This is a genomic window from Synechococcus sp. MIT S9508, from assembly GCF_047303045.1.
Classification (GTDB): domain Bacteria; phylum Cyanobacteriota; class Cyanobacteriia; order PCC-6307; family Cyanobiaceae; genus Synechococcus_C.
Map to the genome: position 1 here is coordinate 346474 of NZ_CP138941.1, position 18184 is coordinate 364657.

Below are 18184 nucleotides of genomic sequence, written 5' to 3' on the forward strand. Positions count from 1 at the left end.
TGTTGAATTACTTATCTGACACCCCATAAAACTCGCGATACCAGGCCACAAAACGCGCAACACCTTCTTGTATTGGCGTATTGGGCTTAAACCCTAACCAAGCTTCCAACGCGGACGTATCGGCCGCCGTCGCCGGCACATCTCCGGCCTGCATCGGAAGCATCAGCTTTTCCGCCGTCACCCCAAGGGCCTGCTCCAATGCATGGATATAGTCCATCAGCGGCGTGGGATTTGAATTGCCAATATTGAAAACACGGTGGGGGGCCCAACTGGTGGAGGGGTTGGGAGCTTGCGAATCAAAGGTTAAATCCGCCTTGGCCGGCTTATCGAGCAGCCGCATCAAGCTTTCGACAATGTCGTCAATGTAGGTGAAATCCCGCACCATCTCACCCTTGTTGAAAATCTGGATCGGCTTACCCTCCAGCATCGCTTTGGTGAAGAGAAATAGCGCCATATCGGGTCGTCCCCATGGGCCATATACGGTGAAAAAACGCAGACCAGTGGCCTGCAACCCGTAAAGGTGGCTGTAGGTGTGGGCCATCAATTCATTCGCCTTCTTAGTGGCGGCATAGAGGCTCACGGGGTGGTCGACGCTGTGTTGCTCGGAGAACGGCATGCGCGTGTTACCGCCGTACACCGAACTGCTGCTGGCATAAACCAAGTGAGCCACACCTTGATGCCGGCACCCTTCCAAGATGTGACCGAACCCCACGAGGTTGGCCTGGATGTAAGCCGCTGGGTTTTCAATCGAATAACGGACTCCTGCCTGAGCCGCCAGATTCACCACCTTCTGAGGTTTGTACTTAGCGAAGACTGCTTCCACAGCGGAACGATCTTCCAAATCCCCTTCAATCAATTGAAAAGAACTGCCAGTGAGCTGTGCGGTGGTTTCGAGCTGAGCAATCCTGGCTCGCTTAAGAGCCGGATCGTAATAGGGATTGACGTTGTCAAACCCCACCACTGCAGAACCCTGCTCCAGCAGCCGTTTGCTCAGATGGAAGCCGATGAAGCCTGCGGCGCCGGAAACGAGAACAGTCATTCAGAGCACAAAGAGAGAAACGACATGGCATTCGTCATCCAAGCTGATCCAGCTCATAAAAAAAGCGCCAACGCTCTGATCGACCTGTTGGTTCATGGGATAAGCAAATTTGTAGAGAGTGCGGACAGGTAGTCCACCTCCAGCTTTTTCTTTGGGGTGAAGTCGGGGGTGGGGGGACTTCCATAGAATTTCACCATGATTGACCATTGCAATGGCAAGCCCTGAGTGATAAGCAGAACATCACTTGAAGAGGGGCGTAGACACAAAAAATCTTTCAGCCGTCTCAGCGGGCGGGAGCAGCGCTCTACCGCCTCAGCAGTGACACTCATTCCAAGAATTTTACATAGCAGTGGCAAAGATCTTTATCAGATTGATCGGCCGGGGTGAATCGAGAGAAAACAGGGATGGAGCAAGGACAATTGCATTTAAATGGATCATGTTACAAAAATATTACGACATCTTTCGTAATAGCTCATCCCCCAGTCTGCAATGATATCGAGATACCGAGACTGTGCTGAGCGAACCTTTTAAGAGCAAACGTAGATGAAAAACTGATTGACAGCCCTTGATTGACAGCCAGCCTCTAATCAGCAAAACCTAGGATTAATATCTGCTAAGCGCGCATATTTTTACCGATTTTACATTTAAATTGGAGTCCTTGAAGTCTTCATTGACATTAGCCTGGTAGCACCTAGGCGAGTCTGAGTATTAGCCGAATTCCATTCTCCACCTTATCAAAGAAGAATATCAATCATGAATTGATCCATCATTCACGGCGCTATTCTTAAGGGTGTGAGGAAGCCATAGGAGCCACCTCTTGGGCTAGCCAATTGGCTGAATGAGTTTTACGGCGGCGCGGAACTATCTCCAAGGCTTTGCGGCTGACTCACCCTTTTTGTTTCTTCGGTCCAACCATTTTGCCGGGCCGCATGAGCTTTTCGAGTAAACGCAGGCCCACTCCTGAGCGATCGACTCCTAGAAATTAGAAGTATCTGCAAGCAATAAAACTTTCACCTCAAAGAGAAGGAATATAAAGTCGGAGCTTAAATACTAATAAGCAATCGTATACAATGTTTCAGATTGCGACCTGAACATTCACAAGTAATCCTGAAATTGCACTTATCCGCAAAAGATAAAAAATCAATTATAGCACAACAATCTAGCCTTTTATTATTAACTTGAGCCACTACAAACCCTGACCACCCCCTTTTCGGGCTACTTGCAAGCTTGACTAAGATTCCTTGTATGAAGCTAACAGCATCAACAAGCTTGAGGCACTGCCTCCCAATTTTTGCAAGTGCAGCACTTGCCTTTGGAGTACATGCACCAACGGCAAACACGCAAGAACAAGCTTCGCCGGCAGTAGCGGTCAAAAAGGCTTCTTCGGAGCAGGAACTACACACAAGATCTCCAAATGGTACTTATATACTCGGCGCAGGTGACTCAATCTCTATAGAACTTCTTGATATTCCCGAATACTCGGGAAGATTCACCATTGGACCCGACGGTACGATATATCTCCCTAGGCTCCGCTCACTTTACGTAGAAGGTCTAACCATTGAAGAACTTCGCTACTTCTTGACCCAACAGTTTAGTGCGTACGTATTAGAACCGCAGGTTTTTATAGGCCCAATTAAGTACAGACCCATACGTGTTTATGTTGGAGGAGAAGTTGCACGACCTGGTTATTACTTCCTTACCGACCAGCAAGAAATTGTAAATCAATTAGATCCACCAGAGGGTATCGAGGGCATCACCAACAACCCTTATGATCCGCTCGGTCCAAACATAGCAACCATAACTGGAGCAGACGTAAAGAAAGCACTCCGCATCCCCACTGTCTTTGATGCAATGCGTGTCGCTGGCGGCGTCACCCCCTATTCGAAGCTCAAAGATGTAATCGTTACCCGCAAACGCCCCCTAAGCAGCGGAGGCGGAAAAATTCGCACTAGTCTTAATTTTCTTAGCTTCATCACCGAGGGCAACGAATCTCAAAACATTCGACTTTTTGATGGCGACTCTGTAGTAGTTGCACGTTCGCCTGTTGTATTGCGTGAACAAATCATCAAAGCAGGAGAGACCAATTTGAGCCCTGACTTCATTCAGGTCTTCGTTACAGGTCGCGTAAATGAGCCAGGATCCAAAGTGCTTCCACAGGGTGCGTCTCTCGATCAAGCCCTCGCTTCTGCTGGCGGACAGAAGATCCTGCGCGGTCGCGTCGAATTCGTTCGCTTCAACCGTGATGGCACCACTGATAAACGCAAGTTTTCTGTAGGAGGGAACAATCCTGCTGGCTCCTACAAAAATCCAATTCTTATGGGCGGGGATGTAGTGCGAGTTAATGAGTCACCACTCTCTGCCACCTTCGCCGTACTCGACGAACTCACTGGACCATTCCTTGGTATCTATTCCGTATACAGCCTGTTCAACGGCTTCTAGTAATGAGCAAAGCACCAATTGAAAAGGCCACTCAGCTTTTGCCTGGTCAAAGCGATGACATTGATTTGCATCAAGTCATTGGAGCATTACTTAGGCGCAAAAACTGGATTGCTGGTGGCGGAGCACTAGGGCTCGTCCTGTCTGGTCTAAGCCTGCTAGAGGCTAAGCCGATCTACCAAGGTGAATTTCAGATCGTGCTAGCAAATAAGTCATCAGCTAGTAGTACCGCCCTCTTGGGTGCAGAACTAGGCCTCAGCGGCCTCCTTGGAAGCCAGGGTGGCGGAAAGGATTCAACCGCTACCGAGCTCGCAATCCTTAAGAGCCCTTCAGTGCTGAGACCAGTTTTTGACGCAGTTAAAGCTCGCAAACCGCCTGAGCAAGCGCAAAATATGCGATTCCGCAGTTGGGCAAGTTCGGCCATTACTGCAGAACAAGTCAAAGGAACCACTGTTGTGAACGTGAAATTCCGCGACACAGACAAACAAATAGTCCTGCCGATCACCAAGATGATTTCTGAGGAGTATCAAAGCTATTCCTATCGAGGCCGCAAACGAGAACTCAAAAATTTGATTGCCTATCTCAAAGAACAAATCAACATCATCAAGCCCAAGTCAAAAGCTAGTTCTCGATTAGCTCTAGATTACGGTTTCACCCATGGTCTCGGCATTCTCGACGGTCTCCCTCTCGCTGGCAACGTTGCTGGAGCTGGTGTCTCCGAGAAAGAAGGCAAAGGCAAAGGAAGAGGAGCTGTCGTTTCAGCCACTGGTGGCAGCGTTGAAGTTGCTCGCACCCAGGCTCAACAAAAGGTAAAAGCTCTTGAGGTCCAAATACAAGAAGTAAATAGAGCTGGTGCAGGGTCTGTTTACTTTGCCTCACAGTTGTCGTCTATGACCGACAAGTCCTCAACGTTCGACAAACTCACTGCGGTAGAGGTCCGTCTGTCCGAATTACGTTCGCGCCTCAAAAACAACGATCCCCTGGTAGCAAAACTGGAAAGAGAGAGAAACACCCTCATCAAATACATCAACCAACAAACGATTGCACTTCTGAATGGTGAGCTCGACCTCTCCAGGGCCAAGCTCAAAGCCTTAAACCGACCAAAAGAAGTCGTAGCCCGTCACCGTGAATTGACTCAGGAAGCGCTACGTGATGAGGCCACAATGGTGACCCTTCAGAACCAGCTCAAACAATTAGAACTGCAACAAGCTCGCGACAACAATCCTTGGGAATTGATCTCCACACCCACCCTGCTTGACACTCCCGTGAGCCCAATAAAAAGAAAGACACTTACATTTGGTCTGCTTATTGGTTTGGTCGCTGGAACTGGTGCTGCACTAGTCGTAGATCGCCGCTCGGGCATTGTGTTCAGCACAAATGAACTGCAAAGCTTGCTGCCATGTCCACTGCTTAAACACCTGCCTGCCATGGCCCAAGACACTTGGACCGATGCAACAGACCTACTTGCCTCGGGACCACTGGCAGTGGGCACTGAAAACAGTGCCATCGCCCTAATTCCTCTAGGAAACATTCCGAACGATCAGCTGCAAGCCTTCAGTGCGGAACTCCGTCGAGCTCTCAAGGGCCGCGAATTGATTGTGAGTACCGACCTTCGCGAAACGAGTCACTGTGTCACCCAACTTGTGCTCACTGCTGTAGGAGTTGTGACTCGCACCCAGCTCTCGCAACTCAGCCAAAAACTTGCACTTCAGGGAACTCCTATTGCGGGTTGGGTACTACTCGATCCTGAACTGAATCTGGGGTGAAGAACACAACTTCCCTTCCAATCAGAACAGGCCAACTTTTCCTATCAGGCTCCTTCTTGACAGTGGGATGTGCGCTGTGCCCCCAGACAGCCCATGCTCAGGTTGTCTGGGAGCCCCTCTACTCTCCCGTCGTAACACCTGCACATGAGATCTGGGAAACAGTCACTGAATCCGATGAAGAGGATCAATCCCTGACGTCTTTGTACTGGGAAGTTGTCCCTGAATCTGAACCAGATGCAGAAAATCAACCATCGACAGTAGTTGTGTGGGAGGTACTCAAACCCGATGATCTGAAAGATCTTCCATCTTCGGAAACAGCATCGGGTTCGGAGGTCAACCCACCAACCAGCTTGGAAGAAGCCGAAGCAATGCTCAGCACCATTCCTCTGAAACCAAGCGATTACCAACCACTGCTGCGACTTTCACCCTCCGTGCCCACAGCGGAAACGTTGCCTGCAGATCAGTGGCGCATCTCGTTTGGAAACGTCTCACCCTTCGAGAGTGATACCGGCACTGGCAACCAGAATTATTCGGTCAACCTCGATGTTGGTTTCAACGACAATTTGATGGTGTCTGGCTTTATTAGCCAGGCTGATGACCCCCTCAACGCCCCACTCACCGGTTTCGAAGTACAACCAGCCAATTTTTGGCAGAGCTACGGTGCCGCGGCCCGCTGGCAAGTACTCAATCAAGACAACTGGAAGCTGGCAATTACTGGCTCTCTTGAAGCCTGGGAAGTGGGTAGTGGCGGTGACGACTCATTCGCCGACTCAGGCGACGATGCCAGCCCCAACATCTTCAATAACTCAGGCAGCCGAGTCTTCACGCGCAACATCGTGGGATCCCTAAGCATGCCGGTGAGCTGGCAAGCAAGCGCACAGTGGCAATTCAGCTTTGCGCCAGGAGTGAGCTTTCTGCCCTCAACCCAAGGAGCTGACCAGGGCGGGGCTGGCAGGTTCTATGGAACCAACCCCTATGTCAGCGGCGGTGTTCTGTTCCAACCATTTCCCGAGCTGGGATTCACCGCCAGCATCTCCCAACCGTTTGGAAGTGGCACCAACAGCTTCGACGCAAATCTGGCCTTTTCTCGTGTCCCCATTCTTTCAGCAGGCATCAACTGGGATCTCAATCCACGCATCGGACTCAAGGGCCTGATCACCAATGGCTTTGGTACAACACCAGCCACAGCACTACTCGCTTTGCCCTCTGATAACCGACTTGGTTATTCCGCAAGCTTCGTGTTCACGCCTGGCACTGCCGACACACCGCAAGCACCGCTTACGTCGAGACAACAATCACTCACCAAAGGGGGGCTCACGGTGAATACCGCCCTGGTCCCACCGGACACCAGCACAGAAGCGTGGATCAATGCTGATAGTGGCGGAAACGTCAATGGATTCGTTGGCTATTCGCTCTCCAACGTGTTCCAGCTTTCTCTCTTCAGCGGAGGTATTTACAACAATGTGCCCCAGACCACTCCCCAGGCACGCACCTATGCAAACGACGGCGGCTACAACTGGCGCATCGGCGGTAAAGCCGTAGCTTTCAGTCCCCTGCGCGGAGCCCCTTTCTGGGGAGGTGGACGGATCACCCTCGGTAGAAGTGATGCAAACAGCAGCTCCGGCCAGGGCTACGTATTCGCTGAATCCATCAACACTTGGGAAGCAAAAGACTGGCTTGCTTTTAATGTGAACCCAAAGGTGGCATGGAGTGGGGTAGGCACTCTGTGGGGTCTTGGCCTGAGCGCAAATGTGAAACTAGCGCCGGGTTGGGAGCTGATTCCAGAAGGGAATCTTGTTGTAAATCAAATGTCCCAAAGCAACGGCACCTTGGGGCTTCGTTGGCATGTCACAGACAGCATGGCGCTTGAGGCCTATGGAAGTACTGCAGCATCGCTGCTTGATATTGGTCAGTTGATCAATGCAGACCAGGTGCGCTTGGGTGGAAGATTACTCATCAGTTTTTAACCACCGATCGCGGTACAAGCTTCAACACAACACCCGATGCACTACGCAATGTGAGTCGCCCGGTCCATTGAGGGCCTGGGTCCTCACTTCCGGGGAAGAGCTGAAAGTGCTTGATGAGCTCTGCCAGCACCAATAAGGCCTCCTGCTGGGCAAAAGCAGCTCCGGGGCATTTTCGCGGACCTAAGCCGTAAGGGAGCCAAGCTTCTTTTCGGCAGAGAATCTCCTGATTTGATGCTGTACCTTCCAGAAAGCGTTCTGGGCGGAATTGATGAGGTTCCGGCCAATAGTCGTCATGTCGATGAATCACCCAGGGAGAGAAGGTCAATAAAGATCCCACCGGACAACGACTGGTCGACGGTGCTTGCTGCGGGAATTCCATCGATTGAACCGAAAGTTCAGTCTCTTCATTGACGCGTTCACGAATAAAGAAACTCACGGGCGGATAGAGGCGCAAGGTTTCCTGAAACACGGCAGCCCCGTAACGCATCTGCCTCAAGCTTTGGTACGTCACCACCTCAGGGAGAGATACCACTTCTGCATGCAGCTGGGCCTGAGCCTCTTGATCCAGAGCCAACAGCCAACAGGCACTGCTCAAGGCACTGGCTGAAGTTTCATGACCGGCCAGAAATAGAAAGCAAATTTGATCCACCAATTCCTCAGTCGTGAAGGAACTACCGGTTTGTGGATCCACGGCGGCAAGAAGGGCACCCAGCAAATCCTTCACACCAGCCTCAGGCTGCGCAAGCCGCTCCTCGATCACTCCTTGGATCCACTGACGAATCACCAGCGCATCGCGTGTCAGCGAGCGCTGCACCCAACGCCGTGGCAAACGCGCAAAGCGCAAGATCAGTGCCCGAGCAGCTTTGCGTTGATAGCGCCCAAACGCCTCAAACACCTCGCGTGCCTCTCCCTCTTGGACCGGCCTGCTGAGGATCGTGCGGACGATCACATCAGCGGTGACCCAGGTCATCGCAGCCTCGATATCGATTTCTGATCCTTGTTGGCTGCAATCGCCTAGATCTGGAGGCTGCTGCAAAAGCCGCTCCAACATTGCTTCTTTTGCAGCCTCCATCGCAGGAAACACCTGCTCCAACTGGGCCACCTGAAACGCCTGATCAACCAAACGCCTCTGGCGTGCCCATTCGTCTCCATTGACAGAAAAGATGGCTCGCCCAATCAGAGGTTCAAGAATCCACAGTGTGTATGGGTGCTTTGGGAAGGCGTCCACCTCCTGCACAAGGACGCGCCTTAGCAGTGTTCGATCATTCACCAAAAACACTCTCAGGCCCAGAAGATTGAGCTCACCAAGAGCGATGCGAAAATCCCATTCATTAAGCAAACCAAACCAACTGCTCCATCCGCGCTTTAGGCGCCGCAGTACGTTGGCGGTGTAGGGCAAGGGCTTTGGCCAAGGGGGTGTGATGGCCATCAGATCCTGCTTTCTTCAGTCATCAGCCCGCAGAGATCCAGACCTGAAGCGGGATTGGTCAAATAATCGAAATGGAGGTCAAAGAGCTGAGCCAACCATTGCCGTTTGCGATGTAAGCCGTTGGCTTGACGCAGATTCAACAACTGCATCCGCGGGTAGTCACTGTCGCCTCTCTTGGGCACAGGCAAACCGCAGGCTTGATAGGGATTCACGCCGGCAAAACACAACAGGTCATCGAAGGAGGTGACATCCAGCCAGGGCAAACAGGGTTCAATCGCCAGCATCTGAAGATCATCGCGAAAAGCCTCCGCACCTGGATACAAGCCAAGATTGGCGAGGTTCTGCCCCAGGCTCAGCAAACGCAACCTGAACTTGATAGGTGTGGAATTGGGATGGCGTCGCAATTCAGCCGCCACCATCGCCAAGACAAACGATCCGGAACTATGACCCACTAACAGGATTTCATCAGCGGGATTCATCTGTTCCAAGGCCAGCAATGCCCCCACCAACTCCTGCACCCGCTGGCGCAACATGGTGTCTCTCATGCTGCCAAGGCGATGGGTGAACAAGATTGACCGGCAGAGCCACACCACACCCAAACGATCCGCCAGCCGCCAGCCCTGCCAGAGCACAACAGCCACCACCAACGGCACCAACGGAAACCAGAGGAAGGCAGCCAAGACTCCAGCGGCAACCGCTGCAAGCGTGACCAAAATCAAAACCATGACGGGGTAAAGCCCGCAAAGAGCCACACCAGGACACAACCGCGCCGTATCCACGAGTCCGCCCTGCAGCAGATAAGCCCGCGCAAATCCAAGCAACTGGGTCAGCAAAGGCCAGGGGTGCTTTGGCCAGTTCGCACGGGCGATGTCATCCCAATGCAAAAAAGCAAGTTCATAGTGTTGATCAACCCCAGGATCCAATAATGGCCAGCGGGTGATCCTTTGACCTTCCTGGCGAGACCCCAAACGCCAACCACGGTGTTTCATCAGCCGCGCAAATAAACGCTGATAATGCGCCACACCTCGGGGGTCAAACCCGCTGAGAAAGTAAGTGCGTCGCTTGCACGATGATCCCGTCTTCTTCAACTCTTCTGCTCGATTCACTGCCATGTCCATCCAGCTTCACCTGCGATCAACATTGCTCGGACTGGGGCTCGTGATGACACATTTACCAGCAACGCCATCGGACGGCGCGGAACCAACGACGATTCAAATCCAACAGTCAGGCAACACCCGTACGGCTGAGATGACGCTGCCAGTGTCACAAGCGCATGCATGGAACGTGCTCACGAACTATGTCGCCACGGGAGAGGCGATGCCTGACGTCAGCAAGGTGCAGCTGCTGAGCCGTCAAGGCAATCTGATTCGGATGCGCCAGACCTATCAAGCGCCTTACACCTTTGGCTTGACAATCAACGCAACCCTGTCCGTGAAAGAAAGCCCAAAAACAGCAATTAACTTTCACATGCTGAAAGGCGATCGCATTCGCAAGCTCAATGGCAGCTGGACGATCACGCCAACAACAACAGGAACTCGTCTGCGTCACACCATCACTCTGGTTCCAGAGCTGCCAGGCATGCTGCAACCGGTCTTCGCTGAACTCACTCGCAACAGCTTGCGTGAATCGATGCAACGCCTCAGTGAGCTGATGCAGGCCAACAACTAAACCTCAACACCCCTATCCCCGCGGAGCACCACGCACGAAGGTCTCAACTGCACGGCGTAGTCGACACCACGCCATGAAACATGGCGCGTTAACAAGGCCGACAAGGTGGCCAGTCCATCCACCAATTGGCCAGGGAGAAGTCCCACAAGCCAACCCCAAACCCGAACAGGGTCCTGAGGGCGCAGCAAACATTGAATCCAGCAGAGCAGACAAACACATCCGAGCTCATAGATCAGCACTGCCAACCAGGCTCCTTGAAACAAAGCAAACACCAACAGCAGCATGCTGCCAAGGCCATGAAAGGCCACAAGTGGCCAAGCAGGGTGATGCAGGCGAGCTGTGAGCAGTTGACGGATGATCCAGCGGCCTAATGGCATCATTGGCTGTGCTGGTTCGGGATCCACCATGAGCAGGCTTGGTTCGAAGCGATAGCTCAATCCCAACTGCCTCAAGGGCCCGAGCAAACCAGTGTCTTCACACAAACCACGCCTTAAAAGCTCGCTCCAATCACCGGCCTCCACCAGCTCACGGCGAACGCAAAGGGTGCCGCCCCAGGGAATCTGCAACAACGTCATCAGCACCACGGCCCCTGCATTCCAGACGGCTCGTGTCCAGCTGCTCCAACCGAAAGCTCCAAAGGTGGGGGGAAGAGGACGAAACCAGCGATTCCCTGAGATGGCACCCACACCTGGTTGGAGGCAAGAGCGCGCACAACGTTCCAAGCCGTTGGCTGGGAAACGAATATCGGCATCCAGAAGAACAACCAGAGCACTACTGGGGTGAAGCTGAGAAAACGCCTGGTTGAGTGCTGCGCATTTCAGCGACCCTTGGGCTGGGCGCTGAAGCAGAGTGCAGCAATGAAGCTCAGCCCAGGCCACATCTTCACGTCCTTGCCAGGGCTCGAGCAGGGCCCAGGCTGGATCCTGATCACTGTCCACTAACACTTGCAACCGCCAAGGAGCTGGATAGGTCTGAACAGCCAACGCCTCCAGCAAACGCGGCAGGCAGGCATCAGCACCCCGCAAACACAACACCACTTCCAAATCAGGACAAGCAGCGTCAGCACAAGCCGCTGAATCGGACGCGTTACGCAAAAAACGCAATCGTTGGCTGAACGCAAAGACAAGCAGGGCTTGCCCAAGCAAGAAGGCCAACAACAACAGCGAGGCCGGCATCAGCGAGCCAGTTGCTCCTGAAGCAGCAGGACCGAAGCCCAGGGCCCAATCAACTGATGCCATGGGGGGCAGCGCACACCATGGGCCTCCAACACCTGGGCCGTGTAGGCACAACTCGGGCGAGCCCGCTGACCCACGCAGTTGCGCTCGGGATAGGTCAACCCGTCGTCGCCCCAGCCCTGCTGAAGGAAGGGCAGCAAAGGCTGGAGAGGGTTGCCAGAGCTCCGCTCAATCTCTGAGATCCATTCCTGCATCGGCAACACTTGCCAACCGTCCATGCCATCAGTGAGTTGCCTCAACAGAGTGGTGAGCAATAGCGGCTCAGGATGCTGGAGATGGAAAGCACGACCTTGTGCCTCATCACTCCAGGCCAGAGCCGACACCGCATCCGCAACGTAATCAACAGGCACCACATCCAATTCCCAGGCCAAATCAGGCGAAGCACCTAAGGCCAAACAGCCCTGGAGCAAGCGCTGAAGCAAGTCTCCCTGGTGCCATGTACTTCCAGAGGATGGACCTGCAATCAAGGGGGGCCGATACACCGAAACAGGCAATCCTGCTGCTGCTGCACGACGCACCATCCGGTCCGTGACCCATTTGGTTTGGGAATAGCCGAGCTGGATGCCTCGCCAATCCTCAAGCGGATCGTCTTCAAGAATCAACTGATCGCGGCAGGCATCGGCCTCAAACACCGCCACGCTGGAAATCAAGGCGAAGCGTTTGGGAGTATCAGCAGCTGCTAGACGCAGAAGCTCACGCGTTCCGCCCACATTGGTGGCCGCCAATTGGGCATAGCTCGCCATCTGACTTAACTGGGCACCGTTGTGGAGGATGCCGCCAATGCCCTTGCCAAGCGCAGCAAACTGATCTGCATCCAAGCCCAACTGAGGCTGGGCAAGATCGCCAAGAACCACATCCAATCGCTTTTGCCAGGCGGCCTGCCAAAGCCCATAACGGCGCAGGTTCTGCTCCAACCGCTCCAAGCCTTGCTGCTCGGAGGCCGATCGCACCAAACAGCGAATCCGTAAATCCGGCCATTGGCGGAGTTGCCCTGCCAGAAGATAGGCGCCTAAGAAGCCACTCGCGCCAGTGAGCAGGACGCGTTCTCCAGGCGCCTCCACGGACGGGCTCTCCAGCAATGACCAACTGTCATCCAGCTGAGACTCTTGATCAAGATCCAATCCCTCCGATGCCGCTGCCGAGCCGTCTGGCAACAAGCGCTCGAGAGCCATACTGGCCAGATCATCCAGGCAGGGGGCGTCGCTGAACGCAGCCAGATCAAGACGCCAGCCCAATGCTTGCTGTACTTCGGCAGCAAACTCTGCCGCCATCAGCGAATCGAGCCCTAAATCAAACAGGCTGGCGTGAGCATCGAGCTGAGCTTCCGGTTCTTCCATCACTCCGGCCAGAAGCTGTTGAAGCGTAGACAGCAGCCATGGCCTGCGCTGATCCGCTGCTAAGGCCTCCAACTGAGCGCGAACCTGGGCTTCTGATCGACCCGGAACTTCATGGATCAGGGATCTGAACCAAGCCGCCTGGCGGGGCAAGGCCTGACTGACGAGCCGCGGCCAATCGGCTGCCATCACCGTCACCACTCCGTTACGACCTCGCTGCAGCAATGACTCCAGAGCCGCGAATGCTTCATCTTCCGCCAGAAGATGAAGGCCGACAGATTCAAAGCGCCGCTCCAACCCTGCAGCCATGCCCGAACCAGCCCAAGGCCCCCACTGAATCGCCAGCTGAACTGGCCCCTCAGAGTCCGCATTGCGGCAGCTGGATTCAACAGCCCCATTGGCAGCGCCATAGACCAACTGGCCAGGCGAACCCAGTGCCGCGGCGAGTGACGAAAACATCACCTGGAAGTCGAGGTGTTGAAACGCATCTGGCTGCAGCTTTTGCAAAGTGTCCAGTTGCTGCTGAGGGCCCAGTTTGGCCTCAAACACGGCATTGAGACTGGTGAGTTCAATCTCACCAACTCGCTGATCTTTCAGCACTCCAGCAGCATGAAAGACGCCACGCAGCGGCATGTCCTGAGGTAGCTCAGCGAGTGTTTGAGGAAGGTCGTCCCAGCAGAGCGCCTCAACCTGCAAACCCTGAGAACGGATGTGGTCCAACCACTCGGCAGTATCCGAGCCTGGTACTGGCAGACGTCGACCCAACAACAACAACGAGCGGGCACCCCGATCCACCAACCAGGATTGGAGACGTTGCCCGATTCCTCCAAAAGCACCCACCACCAAATAGGTACCGTCACCACGAACAGCACAAGGAGGGGATTGGCTGGGCAGGGTGATCACCAATTTGCCCACATGCTTGCCCTGCGACATCCGCCGGAAAGCGTCCTTGCACTGCTCCACAGCAAAGGCTGAGACAGGCAAAGCGGGAAGGGTTTGGTCCTGGGCAGCCGCCACCAATCGCAGCAATCGCTGCCTCATGAGTTGGGGATCGCGAGCTGCCACTTCCAGCAGGTCAAAGCGGAAATAGCCCACGTCAGGCCGTCGTTCCCGCACCTGCTGGTCGGTCCAGATCTGCAGCTTGCCCAGCTCCACAAAGCGCCCGCCAGAAGCAAGCGCCTGGAAGCTGGCATCCACCCACTCACCTTTCAGGCTGTTCAGAACCACGTCAACGCCGCGGCCTTCGGTGTGCTTGAGCACCTGATCACCGAAATCCGTGGAGCGGGAATCGAAGACCGCTTCCACACCTTGCTCCAACAATCCAGCCTGTTTGGCCTCACTGGCGGTGGCCAGGATGCGAGCACCGCAGCGCAAGGCCACCTGCACAGCTGCCTGCCCAACGCCACCTGCAGCCGCATGAATCAAAACCGTCTCCCCAGCTTGAAGCCGGGCGAGCTGCTCGAGCCCATGCTCTGCCGTGAGATAAGCTGTCGAAAGGCTTGCCCCAAGCACTGGATCCAACTCTTCTGGCCAGGGCACGCAGAGCATGGCCCTGCAAGTCACATGGCTTGCCAGGCTTCCCAGGGTGAGCGCAGCAAGCATCCGCTGGCCCACCAACGAGGAATCCACCCCGGGACCGACAGCAACCACCCGCCCGACAGCTTCGCCACCGAATGGCAATTGAGCATTGGCTCTAAGCCCGAGGGATTGATTGTGACTTTGCAGAAGCCCCAAAGCGTTGAGAACATCTCGAAAGTTCAGCCCCGTGGCCTCCACCGCCAACTCCAGCTCTCCTGGGAGAAGACGCGCTAGAGGCAAGGGCGCCTTCAGCAGACCTTCAAGTCGACCAGTCCCATCGGAAAGCATGCGAAACCGCTCTTGATCAATGGGCTGAAAACTGCGGGTTTCAATGCGATCAGGACCAGACCAGAGCACCTCAGCATCACCGGCGGTGGCAGCCAAAAGCTGTTGCCAATCAGCGGATGACAGCCCACTGGCCAGAGCAGAAGGCGAAGCTGTGATCGTGCTGCAACGCCATGCGGAACAGTCCTGTGCCAGGGAACGCACTGCCGCCTGGACCGCCTCAGCAGCAGGTGAGGCCAAAGCAGGCATCCACAACAGCAACTGGCGAGGCTGACTGAGAGGAAGCACCTGGAGTTGCTGCACCAGCGCTGAAGTCACCGATTGAGGATCCGCTTGTGAATCCAGTTCAAAAGGCGTGATTGCCTGCTGCTCGCTCCATTCCCTAACGGCATCTGGCAATGGCCCAAACGCAATCAGGCTGATGGGCTCAGCCGCTCTTGGGCTCCAGTCACTGAGTGCATGTGCCGCAATGGGTTGCCAAATCTCCTCCAGCAGTTGTGCGACAGGTCTGGAAGGGTCCTCAGGCAGCATCAACTCCAGCAACGTTCGCGTCAGACGCCGGAACTGGAGGCCACGGATCGCTCCGATGAAGTTCCCAGAGAGATCGAGAACATCCAAGTCAGCGGTCACATGCGCGCGACTTGCCTCATCTGCCTGGCTGAGTGCGTCCAGGCGAAGTTGTAAGCGACAACGCAGTTGGTCAGGCAATGGCCATCGCAACATCTGCATCTGCTCCACTCCCACAGGGAGTAGCAATTGACCATCAGCGTGCGTTTGGGCAAGAACCGCAGCCACCAGTTGAAAACAACCATCGATCAGGCTGCGATCAGGGGCCGCCTCCGGACGCTGCAACAGTGCTTCAGCACCTGAGGCGTTCGCTTGCAAATCAACAAGCGGCCTGTAGCAGCTGCCGTAATCCAGCCCAAGACTCTTCAGGGAGCGGTAGAAATTGGCAACATCCAGCTCAGCACCAGGGTCAAACACCAATGCCGGCAGGGGCTGAATCGGTTGTTCAAAGGCTGTGGTTAGCCGTAGCTGCCCATGGCGCTGCCAGCTGCCGCCATCTTCGGCCTGAGGGGCGCGGGCATGGAAGCTGAACGAATTACCGTTGCGCACAGCCTGCAGTTGTACCGATCCGGCGTTGAGCCACAGCGGACGATCGAGATTGAGATCGGCACATTGAAGTGGCTGTTGTTGGTCGTTCAACCAATCCAGGAGAAGGGCGAGATAACCCGCTGCCGCAAACAGGGGATAGCTGCACAACGCATGGTCTTGTAAATCGCGAGCATCAACCGGATCCAACTCGGTCTGCCAATGCTCTGACGGTCCTGGAAGATCCAACCTCTGTAAAGCCATTCCTGACTGCTCAGAGGTGACACTGCTGCCAAAGCCGACGTGATCCAACCAAAGGCTGGCTTTGCCTTGGTCCAGTCCCTGATCTCGTGGCGTCCACCAAAAACTTGAACGCAGAAAGGGGTGACCTGGAGGCCGCAGATGATGCCAGGAGGCACCTTGATGCCATGACAACCAATCAATCGGGGCTCCTTGAGCCAAAGCCTGAACAAGCTTTTGGAGCTGCTCAACCCCCGCGGCACCCTCAGACAGAGTCTGCTGTTTCAAATCTCTCAACGTCTCTGGCAATCCCCCAGGTCCACGCGCATCAACGACACCGGTCCACGCCTCAGGCTCTTGCCCGCGCAACTGGAGTACCAAGTCTTGAACACTGCTCGCAATCAACCCCACCGCATAGGGAAATTGGGAGCGTCGCAGATGAATGCTGGCGCAGAGGTCCTGCAAGCTGACGGCAGCATGAGCCTCAAGCCAATCCGCTGTTTGTGCACGAAGCAGATCAAGAGCTTCCTCGTTGCGCGCGGTCAACCAGAGCAGGTGCAATGAAGGCTCTAAAAAAGATGTTGACTTGGGTTGAGAAGGCTCAAGAGGAGCACCGCTCAGAACTGCATGAGCATTGGTGCCACCAAATCCAAACGAGCTGACACTGACCACTAGTTCCTGCTCAGGTCTTGGGAAAGGTTGCAGCGTTGTCGAAACCTTCAAGCCCAAAGCAGGCAGATCCACACTGGGGTTAGGCCGCGAGTAATGAAGGCTGGCAGGCACCATGCGCTGCCTGAGGCACAACACGGCTTTGATGAAACCCGTAATGCCTGCAGCGGTTTCCGAATGACCCACATTGGTTTTCACCGAGCCCAGCAAACAGGGTTCGGTGCTTGGCCGCTCCTGCCCCAGCACCGCTCCAAGAGCCCTGAGTTCAATGGGATCCCCTTGGCGAGTGCCGGTGCCGTGGGCTTCAACCAATTGCGCTGAAGCCGGGGACAAGCCAGAGGCCTGATAAGCGGATTGCACACAAGCGATCTGAGCTTTTTTGCTGGGCGCGGCCATGCCCTTACTGCGCCCATCGGAATTCACCGCCGTGCCACGAATCACAGCTTCAATCGGATCACCATCTCGCAACGCCGCCGCCAACGGCTTGAGCAGCACAGCTCCCGCCCCTTCAGAACGCACATAACCATCAGCTGCTGCATCAAAGCTGCGACAACGGCCCTCGGGCGACAGCAAACCGGCTTTGCAGAAACTCATCTGAATAGCGGGGTGAATCAAAGCCTGAGCACCGCCAGCCAAGGCCAGTTCCGATTCACCACGCCTCAAGCTCTCGCAAGCCAAATGCAAAGCCACTAACGACGAAGAACAAGCCGTATCAACTGTGAAGCTGGGCCCTTTGAAATCAAAGGCGTAAGAAATCCTGTTGGCTGCAATGGAACCGGTGTTGCCGGTGAGAATGAACGGTTCGTTGTCAGGCGTGAGGTATCGATTTTCAGAAGCCCAAAGCAGAGCTCGGTAATCAGCGCTGGAAATGCCCATGAACACTCCCACTGAGCGTCCACGCAACTGCTCGAGGGGCTGAGCACCCGCCTCCATCGCCCTCCAACACACCTCAAGCAAAAAGCGCTGCTGAGGGTCCATGCATTGGGCTTCCCTGCCGCTAATGCCAAACAAAGCTGGATCGAACTGGTCGATCCCATCCACCAAGCCCGCTCGGCGCACATGCTGGTGCAACGGCGTACGCGGATCAGGATGATGGTGAAGCTGAAGATCCCAGCGATCTGAGGGAATTTCAGTGATCGCCTCACGTCCTTCCGCAAGCAGTTGCCAGAACTGTTCAGGACTCTCGACCCCACCAGGGAGACGGCAGCCCATGCCCAAAACGGCGATGGGCTCTTGAACCGATGAAACCTGAGTGATCTGCTGAGTCATGCGCCGGAAACTTGCTTTCCGTTCACGCGGACGGCATGAACATCTTCACAGACGCAGTTCAGTGAGTCGAACGAGCGAGGCCACAGCCGAACCGGTTCCTCGATATTTCCAATTCGGCAAACGACCCAACTGTCTGGCAAAAACTGAAAAACCAAAGTTGTTGGACCTGGTTGTATC

General features: G+C 54.8%; 9 protein-coding genes. 4 read left to right on the forward strand and 5 right to left on the reverse strand.

The window, feature by feature from the left end:
- Positions 1 to 7 precede the first annotated feature (7 nt).
- Entirely contained in the window at positions 8 to 1039 is a 1032-nt protein-coding gene (locus tag SIB42_RS01895; protein WP_067093251.1) for an NAD-dependent epimerase, read from the reverse strand.
- Between the two features lie 1245 nt (positions 1040 to 2284).
- Here SIB42_RS01895 and SIB42_RS01900 point away from each other — a divergent pair.
- The 3 genes from SIB42_RS01900 to SIB42_RS01910 all read left to right on the forward strand — a co-directional run bounded on the left by SIB42_RS01900 (position 2285) and on the right by SIB42_RS01910 (position 7208).
- Entirely contained in the window at positions 2285 to 3478 is a 1194-nt protein-coding gene (locus SIB42_RS01900; protein WP_067093253.1) for a polysaccharide biosynthesis/export family protein, read from the forward strand.
- 2 nt (positions 3479 to 3480) lie between these two features.
- The gene (locus tag SIB42_RS01905; protein WP_067093254.1) at positions 3481 to 5241 is read left to right on the forward strand and encodes a GumC family protein; all 1761 of its coding nucleotides are present in this window, start codon (positions 3481 to 3483) and stop codon (positions 5239 to 5241) included.
- Between the two features lie 350 nt (positions 5242 to 5591).
- Positions 5592 to 7208: a hypothetical protein gene (locus SIB42_RS01910; RefSeq protein WP_156485128.1), complete on the forward strand. Its 1617-nt coding sequence runs from the start codon at positions 5592 to 5594 to the stop codon at positions 7206 to 7208.
- Here the strand turns inward: SIB42_RS01910 and SIB42_RS01915 are convergent.
- The gene (locus tag SIB42_RS01915) at positions 7198 to 8637 is read right to left on the reverse strand and encodes a cytochrome P450 (protein WP_067093256.1); all 1440 of its coding nucleotides are present in this window, start codon (positions 8635 to 8637) and stop codon (positions 7198 to 7200) included. The genes SIB42_RS01910 and SIB42_RS01915 overlap by 11 nt on opposite strands.
- Positions 8637 to 9626, reverse strand: a complete 990-nt coding sequence (locus SIB42_RS01920) for a hypothetical protein (RefSeq protein WP_156485129.1) — start codon at positions 9624 to 9626, stop codon at positions 8637 to 8639. Before SIB42_RS01920 ends, SIB42_RS01915 begins: the two co-directional genes overlap by 1 nt.
- A 121-nt stretch (positions 9627 to 9747) precedes the next feature.
- Between SIB42_RS01920 and SIB42_RS01925 the strand changes: the two genes are divergently transcribed.
- Positions 9748 to 10305, forward strand: coding sequence for an SRPBCC family protein (locus tag SIB42_RS01925; protein ID WP_067093258.1), 558 nt, complete (start codon positions 9748 to 9750; stop codon positions 10303 to 10305).
- Here SIB42_RS01925 and SIB42_RS01930 read toward each other — a convergent pair.
- Together SIB42_RS01930 and SIB42_RS01935 are read right to left on the reverse strand one after the other, a co-directional pair.
- Positions 10302 to 11543, reverse strand: a complete 1242-nt coding sequence (locus tag SIB42_RS01930; protein WP_067093259.1) for a glycosyltransferase — start codon at positions 11541 to 11543, stop codon at positions 10302 to 10304. The two genes, SIB42_RS01925 and SIB42_RS01930, sit on opposite strands and share 4 nt — an antisense overlap.
- The gene (locus SIB42_RS01935; protein ID WP_067093260.1) at positions 11480 to 18007 is read right to left on the reverse strand and encodes a thioester reductase domain-containing protein; all 6528 of its coding nucleotides are present in this window, start codon (positions 18005 to 18007) and stop codon (positions 11480 to 11482) included. Before SIB42_RS01935 ends, SIB42_RS01930 begins: the two co-directional genes overlap by 64 nt.
- Positions 18008 to 18184 lie beyond the last annotated feature (177 nt).